The following is an 11749-nucleotide window of genomic DNA, read 5'->3' as shown; positions in this document are numbered from 1 at the left end:
GCTTACGTGGTTTCGTGGGCCATTAGCAGTGGGTTCAATGTTGTCGCCCCAAAGCCTTTGGCATTTAGCTCACTGTCTAACATCAAGGTCGCGAGATCGTCAGCCGCCACATCCATAGACGGTGACATTTCAACAAACATCATCTTGGTGTAGCCATGACATTCATCGCAGCTTTCGATCCGCACTTGAGCCTGAGCATCATCTAGCGACCAAATCGTCATCTCTTTGTCCTGACCGCAACTGGTGCAATGGGCGCGAATGTAATGCCACTCGCTTTCACACAAACTGCAATGCAGATAGCGCAAACCAGCACGGGGCTGATCGACAATCACACTCGCCACCGGATGACATCCACAAACGGGACACATACTCTGCTGCGCCACCTTACGTTGATCCATCCGCTTTATGACCATAGGTGCCCAATGCGACCAGTAGACGCTCATCGCCGCCCAGATGAATAAGCTAAAATGGGCCGGCACTTCACTGACATGTCCTTGGCGCAGTGAACGCCCCCACGAACTCAGCTGTTCTGGAGATTGCTGCATCAGCAAACGCACTACCCGAGCAATGGATTCATCCACTTGCGGCAACAAATCACTTAGCAGTTGCTGTAGCAGTCCCTGCCAATAGCTATCTGCCTCTGAGCCCAACAGAGAAAGCGGAGTCGCCTCATCTTTCCCCCAAGCGAGCAGCTGACCGAAGTCAGCCTCCTCCGCCAATTTGGCCTGTATAGAGACCAGGCGGCGGCACAGCTCAAAGTAGTCAGCCAGCGGCGAGTCCTTGGCCAATGACAGCAAACGCTGCGCCCTTCTGTGATACACAGCTTGGGGATCTGCCGCTTTTAACGGTTTAAGTTCCAGCGGCGATTCGCTGCCGGGGACCAGAGGTATCTCGGCTGTATGACTCATTATTTTTTCTCCACGTCCGAATGTTCATCCAACATCACAGGATGATGCTTACGGCACCAAGCCTTAGAGACCTTGCCGTAAAGCATGCCCGTGACTGACCCTTCCACCCACGTCGCCATCCAGAAATGCACCATCACAAAAATCAACATGATGAGCGCACAAATGGCGTGCAACAGAATGGCCCAACCCACTACTGTGGCTGAGAAATAGGGCGCAAAATACGGTTGCCACATGATGATCCCCGTCACGGTTAAAGTGACAGACGTCAGCACGAAGGCGCGAAACAATACCTTTTGCCCTGGGTTGTAATGGCCGATAGGCGGGATTTTCTCCTCGTTCTCGAACATCACATCCTTAATAGCGAGCATCCAAGCGAGATCGTGTTTTTCCCATTTGTTGTGTTTGTAGTAACGCACCAACATCAACATCAGCGGTAGACACATCATCAAGCCCGCAATGGGATGAATGAACTTCGCCAATTGCGGTGTGCCCGCTATCGCCCCCAACCATTGAAACGACGGATAAAAGAAGGAAAAGCCAGTGAGAAAGGTCACTAGACCAACCGCCACAATGAACCAATGACAGATGCGATCGAACAGCTTGTGACGCACTATCATTTCTTGCTTATCATGCTTGCTCATTTGTCGCCCTCCTCTTCCTGCTTAGCCTCTTCCTCTGGCGGTTGATAACCCGGCTGGTCCTCTTCCACTATGTTGCGACCGACGGTGATCTTATGCAGACAAGCGACAGCGGCAGTGGCAAGAATGCCCATAGTGCCTAAAGGTTTGACCCAGTCTTGCCACAGAGTCAGTGACAGCGGGATCTGCGGGTTATCCGGCATGTTGTAGCTTTCGGGCTGATTGATATCGTGCAATATCATCATCATACCCGTACCACCTACGCCCTCAGGGTTATAAAGTCCTGCCTTAGCAAAGCCCCTTTCCTTCAGTTCTTCGACCCGTTTTTGCGAGTAAAACAACATGTCCTCACGGGTGCCAAAACGCAGCGCCCCTGTGGTACAGGACTTAACACAGGAAGGTTCCAATCCCACGGCCAAACGGTCAGAGCACATAGTGCACTTGTAGGCCTTGTTGTCCTTAGGATCGATTTTGGGCACATCGAAGGGACAAGCACTGGCGCAATAACCGCAGCCGATACACTTGTCCGAATCGAAGTCCACCACACCATTGGCGTGCTGGATAATCGCACCCGAGGTCGAACAGGCAGTTAAGCAGGCAGGGTCGGCACAGTGCATACAGGCCGAGTGGGTAAATTGCCAACGCAGCTTGTTGCTTTCCATCACCTCATGGAACTCCATCAGGGTCCAACATTGGCCCGATAGCGACATAGGGTTTTGATAACTGCCTTGGAACGTGCCCACTTCTTCCCGTAAATCATTCCACTCAGAACATGCCACTTGGCAGGCTTTACAGCCATTACACTTAGTGGCGTCGAACAGCTTGGCGACCTTTTCTGACGAATTACGCCCCTTTGCCGCAGGCGTCACCGCTGAAGTACCGGAGCGGCGGATAATGTCTTGTGATGCCATAATCAGAGCCCCTTTGCTTTAGTGATGTTAACCAAAAATGCTTTGAACTCAGGCACCTGTGTATTTGCATCCCCCACTTCCGTGGTGAGCACGTTACAGGAGTAACTCTTACGAGTGAGCGCATTATGGCTGCCGTGACGGGGTAAGCCGACGGTATGAACTAACTGACCATTCACCTTTAACGGTTGCAGACGTTTAGTCACTAAAGCTTTGGTTTCAATGCTGCCACGTTTAGAGCTGACAGTGACCCAATCCCCATTGGCGATACCTTTTTCTGCTGCCAACATTTCATCAATTTCGACGAAGGTTTCCGGCATAGAAATCGCTGCCAAACGGGCATGAGTAGACCAAAAATTAAAGTGTTCAGTTACACAGTAAGTGGTTGCCACATAAGGGAAGTCTTTATGGGAACCTAAGGTTTCCTTCACACCCGGTAACATGCGTACCGCAGGGTTACTGGTGACCTTGTGTAACGGGTTCACCCCAATAGGCGACTCCATCGGCTCGTAGTGCTCAGGGAACGGACCTTCGGCCAACAACTTAAGGGCGAAGAATCGACCCACACCTTCGGGCTGCATGATGAAGGGACCTGCGGATTCCTGTGGTGTTAACTTCATATTGAAGTCGCCCACATCGATACCATGCCACTTACCATCAACCCACTCGACGATAGTACGTTTAGGATCCCAAGGTTTGCCGTTGATATCGCAAGAAGCGCGGTTATACAGCACACGACGGTTTGCTGGCCATGCGAATGCCCAGCCCGGAGTGACACCTTTACCCGAAGGATCATGGTTGTCGCGGCGAACCATCAGGTTGCCTTCTTCGGTCCAAGAACCCGCATAAATCCAACAGGCGCTAGCAGTACTACCATCAGCTTTGAGTTCAGAGAAGCTACTGAGCTGACGCTGAGTGACGAGATCCTTACCGTTAAGCTCGCGAGCAACTTCTTCGGCATGCGGCGAGTAAGGATTGTGGTAATCCCAACTTATCGCTTGCACTGGCTCAGGCAATTTACCGCCCTCTTGTTTGTACAGTTCACGCATGGCCATTAAGACACCGGAGAGGATCTCAGCATCTGGCTTGGCTTCACCCGGCGGGTTAGCACCCTTCCAATGCCACTGCATCCAACGTCCAGAGTTGACGATGGAACCTTCTTCCTCAGCAAAACACGTCGTCGGTAAGCGGAACACTTCAGTCATGATTTCAGCGGGATTCACCTCGTTGAAGCCATCGGCGTTTTGCCAGAAGGTTGCGGTTTCCGTTGCCAAGGCATCCAGCACCACCATGTACTTAAGATTACTCAAGGCTTTGAGTACCTTATTGCGGTTCGGCATAGAGTTAATGGCGTTAACACCTTGGATAATGTAGCCATTCACTTCACCGTGGAAAGCCATGTCTAAGTGCTTAGTAAAGTCGTACTGTTTATCCCACTTAGGCACCCAGTCATAACCAAAGTCGTTTTCAACCGTGGCGTTATCGCCCCAGAAGCTCTTCATTTGTGAAATAAAGAATTTAGGATAATTTTGCCAATAGTTGGTTTGACCCGGACGCAAGGCGACAGGCGTGTAACGATCGAGATAGGTCTTAAGATCAGTGTCTTTTTCACTCGGTAACTTCAAGTAACCAGGCAAGCTTTGGCACAATAAACCCATATCGGTCGCGCCTTGCACGTTAGAGTGACCACGCAGTGCGTTAACGCCACCGCCCAACACCCCAATGTTACCCAGCAGCAACTGCACCATAGCCATAGAGCGAATGTTCTGCGCCCCTTTAGTATGGTGAGTCCAACCTAAGGCATACATAAAAGTGGCGGCCCTATCGTGGGTATGAGTGCTGCCAATTTGCTGGCAAACCATCTCATAGTCCGCAATCGGCGTACCGGTAATATTGCTTACTGTTTCAAAGTCATAGCGATCTACATGTTGCTTCATTAAGTTCCACACGCAACGTGGATGCTCGAAGCTAGGATCGACTTTCGCGTAACCCTGTTCGTCTAACTCGTAGTACCAAGACTCTTTATCGTAGCTATCTGTTTCTTCATCGAAACCACTGAACAGACCTTCACTAAAAGAGAAGTCTTCGCGCACTATGTAACTGGCATTGGTATAAGCCTTCACATAGTCGTAGTTCACTTGTTTGGTTTCAATAAGATAGCGGATCACCCCGAGCAGGAAGGCGATATCTGTGCCCGAACGGATCGGCGCATAATAATCGGCCACAGCGGCGCTACGGGTGAAGCGAGGATCGACCACCAAAAGTTTAGCGTTGTTATGTTGCATCGCTTCTGTAACCCAGCCGAATCCGACAGGGTGAGCCTCTGCAGCATTACCGCCCATGATAATGATCAAATTAGAATTTTTAATATCGATCCAGTGGTTGGTCATGGCACCACGTCCAAATGTCGGAGCAAGACTTGCTACCGTTGGAGAGTGTCAGTTACGCGCAATAGTATCGATTGCAACTAGGCCCAGTGCCCGTGCAAATTTCTGGGTGATATAGCCGCCTTCGTTCGGCATCGCCGACGAGGTCATCATCCCAGTGCTAAGCCAACGGTTAACCGTCGTCCCGGCAGAATTCTTTTCAATTAAGTTAGCATCACGATCATCTTTCATCAGGCGGGCGATGCGTTGGTAAGCTTCGCTCCAGCTGATACGTGTCCATTCATTGCTGCCTGGTGCACGGTACTCTGGATATTTAAGACGATTGGGACTATTTACATAATCCACTAAACCAGCGCCTTTAGGACACAAGGCCCCACGGTTAACTGGATGGTCTGCATCCCCTTCGATATGGAAAATACTCTGTTCGGCGTTCTTGCCATTACTTCCTTTGCTGTACATCAGCAATCCGCAACCCACTGAGCAATAGCAGCAGTTATTGCGGGTTTCTTTCGCGCTAATGAGTTTGAATTCCCGAACGGCCGCATAGGCCTTTTCGGACATCAATCCCAACGCAGAAATTGCTGAGGTGGCAGCTCCGGCAGCACACAGTCTAAAAAACTGGCGTCTGTTCATTGCGTCCTCTCACACTCTTGTCGTTATGAGTCTAGTGGTTGCGGTGGTAAAGATTGCAACCGATCGAGTGGGCCCACTTAAAGACCACACTTAATTTAAGATTATCCTTAAAGAGGAAATAGATAACAAATAATGACATGAGATCGAGATCGCAAATAACCAATCACAAAACTTAAATCTAAATAAATAAATAATATTGAAATTAAAAACTTTAAATAATGTAAAAAACACCTATTTAAAGAGTTAAAGCCCAATAATACTAAAAGGACAATTTGTCTAGCAATGCAGGTCCATATTGTCCCACAACCTAACCATATGGTTATTAAAAATAGTTTTATATATTAAAATGTGTATAACGATGGCGGATAAAAACACAAAAGTGACGGTTTATTGAGGGGTAAGTAGCCACTGAATTTGACAATGTAAAGATCAGCGCAAAAAGTGCAGAGTCTACGGTGTTAAACACACCAAAAGGGCAAAGATGAGGATCGAGCTAAAAAGGCAAAACACTCAAGAAAAAGGCATAAGCAATCCACTTATGCCTTCGTTTTGTTTTATTTCAGCAGTTATGTTTAGCAAATTGGGGAGTGAATCCTGAGTATTTCAGCAAAAGCGCCCCAATGCACCCAACCCAACCGAGTCAACATCGGCTTAGTCGTTACACACTAAGAGCTAAAGCGCTTAAAAGCTCGCTAGCGTTCCTGCTGGCAGGTAAGCGTTAAAGCTTGCTGTGTATAACAGGTCTGTCGCGGCTTCGATATCTGGTGCGAAGTACCTGTCTTTATCGTAATAGGCGACGACTTCACGCAATTCAGTTTTGGCCTTAGCCACCGCAGTACTTGGCGCTAAAGGTGCGCGGAAATCTAAACCCTGCGCCGCCGCTAACAATTCAATTGCCAGTACACCACGGGTGTTTTCGCTCATATCGCGCAAACGGCGCGCCGCAAAGGTCGCCATAGAGACGTGATCTTCTTGGTTAGCAGATGTCGGTAAACTGTCTACCGACGCTGGATGGGCGTAGGTTTTGTTCTCAGACGCCAATGCCGCCGCTGTTACTTGAGCGATCATAAAGCCTGAGTTCACGCCGCCATTTTTCACTAGGAAAGGCGGCAGTTTCGACAGGCTAGAATCAATTAACAGTGCGATACGACGCTCGGCAATAGAACCCAGCTCGGCAATCGCAATCGCCAGATTATCCGCCGCCATAGCCACAGGTTCAGCGTGGAAGTTACCGCCCGAAATGATATCGCCCGTGTCTTGGAACACCAGTGGGTTATCGGTTACGCCGTTGGCTTCAGTGCCTAACACATCGGCCGCATGGCGAATTTGGGTCAAGCAAGCACCGAGTACCTGTGGCTGACAGCGCAGTGAGTAAGGATCTTGCACCTTTTCACAGTTTGCATGGCTCACGCTGATCTCAGACTCTTCGCCCAATAGATGACGGAAAATCATGGCCGAATCGATTTGACCTTTCTGACCACGGGCCGCATGGATGCGTGGATCAAACGGGCTACGACTACCCATAGCCGCTTCAACACTCATGGCGCCGATCACTGAACTTGCTGCGAACAAGTCTTCGGCGTGGAATAACCCTTCCAGCGCTAGCGCAGTCGAGGCTTGTGTGCCGTTAAGCAAAGCGAGCCCTTCTTTAGCCGCTAAATCGATTGGCTTGAGGCCAGCGATTTCTAAACCTTCGGCGGCGGAAATTAACTCACCTCGATAGCTCATCTCGCCTTCGCCCAGCATAGGCAAACACATGTGCGCCAGTGGCGCTAAGTCACCCGAGGCACCCACAGAACCTTTTTCTGGCACACAGGGATACACTTCGGCGTTCACTAAACTGATTAAGAAGTTAATCACTTCTAAACGAATGCCCGAGAAGCCACGGCTTAATGAATTGATTTTTAACACCATCATCAAGCGCACTGTGGCGTCTTGCATGTATTGGCCCGTACCAGCAGCGTGCGACAACACGATTGAGCGTTGCAGTAATTGCAGATCTTCGGGCGCTATCTTGGTATTGGCCAACAAGCCAAAACCCGTGTTGATGCCGTAAACGGTACGGCCTTCATCCAGCACTTTTTGCACGATTTGCGCACTGGTGTTGATGTCGGTAATGGCCTCTGGCGCGAGTTCGAGTGTTAGCTTATGACGGCTGATTTCGCGCAATTGCGCTAGGCTCAAGCTGCCCGGCGTTAACACTAAGTGATTCACAGATTTCATATTTTTAGCTCCAAGCTTTTAGTTATTATTGTTATTTTAAGAAGTTAGCATCGGCTACTCTTGCATAGGTAAATCGAGGCCCTGCTCTTTGGCGCAGTTTTTCGCAATCTCGTAGCCCGCATCGGCATGGCGCATCACGCCTGTCGCTGGGTCATTCCACAGCACACGGCCAACCCGTTTTGCCGCCGCATCGGTACCGTCACACACAATCACCACACCCGAATGTTGGCTAAAGCCCATGCCGACGCCGCCGCCGTGGTGTAATGACACCCAAGTTGCGCCGCTGGCGGTGTTGAGTAGTGCATTCAATAATGGCCAATCGGATACCGCATCTGAGCCATCCAGCATAGATTCGGTTTCGCGGTTCGGGCTGGCAACAGAGCCAGAATCTAAGTGGTCACGACCAATTACCACGGGCGCCGACAACTCACCATTTTTGACCATTTCGTTAAAAGCTAACGCTAAACGAGCGCGATCTTTCAAGCCGACCCAGCAGATACGCGCAGGCAGACCTTGGAAGGCGATACGCTCACGCGCCATGTCTAACCAATTGTGCAGGTGTGGATTATCAGGAATAAGCTCTTTCACTTTAGCGTCGGTTTTATAGATATCTTCTGGATCGCCAGACAGTGCTACCCAGCGGAACGGGCCAATGCCTTCACAGAACAGCGGACGAATGTATGCAGGCACAAAGCCTGGGAAATCAAAGGCGTTTTCAACGCCCACTTCAAACGCCATTTGGCGAATGTTGTTGCCGTAATCGAGCGTTGCTGCGCCGGCAGTTTGCAAATCGAGCATGGCTTGTACTTGCACCGCCATCGAGGCTTTTGCCGCCTTAACCACAGCAGCTTCGTCGGTTTTACGCATAGCTGCGGCCTCTGCCATAGTCCAACCCTGCGGCAGATAACCGTTTAATGGATCGTGGGCCGAGGTTTGGTCGGTTACGACATCAGGTGTAACGCCGCGCTTAACCAGTTCGGCAAACACATCGGCGGCGTTCGCCAGTAAGCCCACAGATACAGGCTTGCCAGCTTGGTTTGCCGCTTCAATCATCGCCAATGCTTCATCGAGCGAAGTGGCTTTTTTGTCGACATAACGAGTGCGCAAACGGAAATCGATGCGGGTCTCGTCGACTTCACAGGCTAACACAGAGAAGCCCGCCATAGTGCCCGCCAGCGTTTGCGCGCCGCCCATGCCACCTAGCCCGCCAGTGAGGATCCATTTGCCTTTGGAGATACCATCAAAGTGCTGTTTCGCTACAGAAACGAAAGTCTCGTAGGTGCCTTGAACTATGCCTTGAGTACCAATGTAGATCCACGAACCTGCGGTCATCTGGCCGTACATGGCCAAACCTAGCTTATCTAACTCGTTGAAATGCTCCCAGTTAGCCCAATGTGGCACTAGGTTTGAGTTAGCGATTAACACGCGCGGCGCATCGGCGTGGGTGCGAAATACGCCCACAGGTTTGCCCGATTGCACTAATAAGGTTTCGTCATCTTCGAGGCGTTGTAAGACTTCGATGATTTTGTCGTAGCAATCCCAATCGCGGGCGGCGCGGCCAATACCACCATAGACGACTAAGTCTTCTGGGCGCTCGGCGACATCTGGATGTAAGTTGTTCATTAACATACGCATTGGCGCTTCTGTGAGCCAACTCTTACAGCTTAATTGTGTGCCATGCGGTGCAATAATACGGCGGCTTGGGTCGTGGCGCTTATCCATTGAATTTTCCTCTTTCAACCTGTGGTGCTAACTCGTATTCGCTAAGTCGCTAATACGGGTTAGCACTATTGTTTTTATTGTGTTTTTATCTTTTAACTTATAAGGGTACAGCTATTGGAGTGACTGATTTACATCTGTTAATCATGCCACTGGCGTTACTTGCTAAAGGTTAAGTGGCCGCCGAGTTTAAAGCGGCTACCTGGATGAACTAATTTTGCGAAACTCACGACGCCTTGGCGTGACCAAGTGCGGCGTAAAATCTGTAAACAGGGCTCAGTGGCGGGGATTTCGAGCCTTTGCTGTAATTCGGCGCTGGCGATAATCGCTTCAATCGTGTGATGCGCCTCGGTCAACGGTGCCACTTGTGATAAATATTCGTGGGGCGTCTGCAAGGTAAAATCCTGCAATAAATAGTCGGGCACCAACTCGGGGTTCACGTAACGCTCCTCGACTTGCAGCGGTAAACCCTGCTCGCAATGCACTAAGATCGAATGGAATACCTTTGCACCGCGCTCAAGCCCAAGGGAAATTGCGATAGTTGTACTGGCAACGGTTTGTTCTAACACCCATTGCTGTACGCTATAGCCGTGGCCGCGGTCTTTAATCTCATCGGCAATATTGCGAATCGCCAACATAGATGACTGGGATTTTCGCCCAGCCACAAAGGTGCCAAGCCCTTGGGAGCGTTCGAGGACGCCGCTATCCGTAAGCTCGGTTAACGCACGTCGTGCCGTCATTCGGCTGCAGGTAAACAAATCGGCCAGCTGATTCTCGGAAGGCACGCGGGCGCTTTCTTCCCACTCGCCCGACTCGATAGAGGAGATAATGTATTGTTTAATTTCTGCAAACTTAGGAATAGCCAAAACACTTCCTCTTAAATTCAGCTTCTTGTTCCTGTGCCCTTGCGAAAGTCATGCTTGCTAAAGTGGCACTGACGCAGGCGACAAAGACACGGGTCTGTCATGCCACTTTCAAACGGTGAAAATTGCGGCTACAATCCTAGCTTGTATATACAAGTAAATACAAGCCAGCTCACATAAATTTAATAAACCGTTAATCACTTGGTTAACATCTGCCAGCACAGCGAGGGGAATACATGTCTTGGGATCAGGTTTGGATTGACGTTAACTTAGCCACAATGGACCCTTCCATATCAGCACCTTATGGCGCGATCACCAACGCGGCTATCGCAGTAAAAGATGGGAAAATTGCTTGGCTTGGCCCCCGCAGCGAACTGCCCGCCTTCGATGTGTTGTCCATTCCCGTTTACAGAGGCAAAGGCGGCTGGATCACCCCAGGATTGATTGATGCCCACACCCACTTAATCTTTGCCGGTAATCGCGCCAATGAATTTGAGTTACGCCTACAAGGCGCAAGTTACGAAGAAATTGCCCGCTCAGGTGGCGGTATTATTTCGACCGTTAAGGCCTGCCGCGAAGCGGATGAAGCAGAATTATTTGAACTCGGCCGTCAGCGCTTAAACGCCCTAGCCAAAGAAGGAGTGACTACGGTTGAGATCAAATCGGGTTACGGCTTAGATACTGAAACTGAATTGAAAATCCTGCGTGTCGCCCGCGAGCTCGGCAAGCATCACCACGTGGATGTAAAGACCACATTCCTTGGCGCCCATGCGATTCCGCCAGAATATAAAGACAATAGCGACGGCTATGTCGACTTAATTATCAATAAGATGCTACCCGCAGTGATCGCCGAAAATCTTGCCGATGCGGTGGATGCGTTCTGCGAGAATATCGCCTTTAATCTTGAGCAAACCGAACGGGTACTCAGCGCAGCCAAAGCGGCGGGCTTAGAGATTAAACTCCACGCCGAGCAGCTAACCAATATGGGCGGCAGCGCACTGGCCGCACGTCTTGGCGCTAAGTCTGTGGATCATATCGAGTACTTAGATGAAGCAGGCGTTAAAGCCTTAAGTGAAAGTGGCACCTGCGCCGTACTGCTGCCGGGCGCATTTTACTTTTTGCGGGAAACCCAAAAACCACCTGTCGATTTACTGCGCCAATACGGCGTACCTATGGTGCTCGCCAGCGATTTCAACCCAGGTTCATCCCCGATTTGCTCGACCCTATTGATGCTGAATATGGGCTGCACCTTGTTCCGCTTAACGCCAGAGGAAGCGCTTGCGGGTTTAACACTCAATGCCGCCAAGGCACTTGGGATTGAAGAGAATGTTGGCAGCTTAGTGGTCGGCAAACAAGCCGATTTTTGTCTGTGGGATATCGCCACGCCTGCACAACTTGCCTATTCCTACGGCGTGAATCCCTGCAAAGATGTAGTAAAAAACGGTAAGTTAGTTCATCAATAGAATGCGC

The 11749-nt window shown here is 50.2% G+C and carries 8 protein-coding genes; 1 reads left to right on the top strand and 7 read right to left on the bottom strand.

All coding sequences use genetic code 11. The features are described 5' to 3' along the window. Positions 1 to 2 precede the first annotated feature (2 nt). The 7 genes from fdhE to hutC form a co-directional block, all read right to left on the bottom strand. Positions 3 to 908 (bottom strand): formate dehydrogenase accessory protein FdhE, encoded by a 906-nt coding sequence (fdhE, locus tag Q4Q50_RS11635; RefSeq protein ID WP_071940557.1) that lies wholly within the window; start codon positions 906 to 908, stop codon positions 3 to 5. Next, a complete protein-coding gene (locus tag Q4Q50_RS11630) occupies positions 908 to 1549 on the bottom strand; it encodes a formate dehydrogenase subunit gamma (RefSeq protein WP_006084873.1) in 642 nt (213 codons plus the stop codon). The genes fdhE and Q4Q50_RS11630 overlap by 1 nt, the downstream gene beginning before the upstream one ends. Beyond that, positions 1546 to 2457 carry a formate dehydrogenase subunit beta gene (fdxH, locus tag Q4Q50_RS11625; RefSeq protein ID WP_011982053.1) on the bottom strand — a complete coding sequence of 304 codons (912 nt, stop codon included), beginning with the start codon at positions 2455 to 2457 and terminating at the stop codon, positions 1546 to 1548. The genes Q4Q50_RS11630 and fdxH overlap by 4 nt, the downstream gene beginning before the upstream one ends. 2 nt (positions 2458 to 2459) lie before the next feature. Beyond that, a complete protein-coding gene (fdnG, locus tag Q4Q50_RS11620) occupies positions 2460 to 5474 on the bottom strand; it encodes a formate dehydrogenase-N subunit alpha (RefSeq protein WP_311899417.1) in 3015 nt (1004 codons plus the stop codon). 681 nt (positions 5475 to 6155) lie between these two features. Beyond that, positions 6156 to 7697, bottom strand: coding sequence for a histidine ammonia-lyase (gene hutH, locus Q4Q50_RS11615; protein WP_012586398.1), 1542 nt, complete (start codon positions 7695 to 7697; stop codon positions 6156 to 6158). 54 nt (positions 7698 to 7751) lie between these two features. Next, on the bottom strand, positions 7752 to 9419 hold the full coding sequence (gene hutU, locus Q4Q50_RS11610; protein ID WP_311899416.1) for a urocanate hydratase: 1668 nt from the start codon (positions 9417 to 9419) through the stop codon (positions 7752 to 7754). A 155-nt stretch (positions 9420 to 9574) separates the two neighbouring features. Further along, positions 9575 to 10282 carry a histidine utilization transcriptional repressor HutC gene (hutC, locus tag Q4Q50_RS11605; protein WP_115335944.1) on the bottom strand — a complete coding sequence of 236 codons (708 nt, stop codon included), beginning with the start codon at positions 10280 to 10282 and terminating at the stop codon, positions 9575 to 9577. Between the two features lie 233 nt (positions 10283 to 10515). Here hutC and hutI point away from each other — a divergent pair, with 233 nt between their 5' ends. Then, on the top strand, positions 10516 to 11742 hold the full coding sequence (hutI, locus tag Q4Q50_RS11600; protein ID WP_311899413.1) for an imidazolonepropionase: 1227 nt from the start codon (positions 10516 to 10518) through the stop codon (positions 11740 to 11742). Positions 11743 to 11749: the final 7 nt, after the last annotated feature.

The organism is Shewanella scandinavica, from assembly GCF_031932065.1.
Classification (GTDB): domain Bacteria; phylum Pseudomonadota; class Gammaproteobacteria; order Enterobacterales; family Shewanellaceae; genus Shewanella; species Shewanella baltica.
The sequence above is the reverse complement of the archived record's forward strand: the minus strand, read 5'-3'. Positions and strand labels throughout refer to the sequence as shown.

Excerpts from the sequence above, each read along its gene's own strand:
- hutH (WP_012586398.1), bottom strand. The coding sequence starts at position 7,697 with ATGAAATCTGTGAATCACTTAGTGTTAACGCCGGGCAGCTTGAGCCTA.
- hutI (WP_311899413.1), top strand. The coding sequence starts at position 10,516 with ATGTCTTGGGATCAGGTTTGGATTGACGTTAACTTAGCCACAATGGAC.
- fdxH (WP_011982053.1), bottom strand. The coding sequence starts at position 2,457 with ATGGCATCACAAGACATTATCCGCCGCTCCGGTACTTCAGCGGTGACG.
- fdhE (WP_071940557.1), bottom strand. The coding sequence starts at position 908 with ATGAGTCATACAGCCGAGATACCTCTGGTCCCCGGCAGCGAATCGCCG.
- hutU (WP_311899416.1), bottom strand. The coding sequence starts at position 9,419 with ATGGATAAGCGCCACGACCCAAGCCGCCGTATTATTGCACCGCATGGC.
- Q4Q50_RS11630 (WP_006084873.1), bottom strand. The coding sequence starts at position 1,549 with ATGAGCAAGCATGATAAGCAAGAAATGATAGTGCGTCACAAGCTGTTC.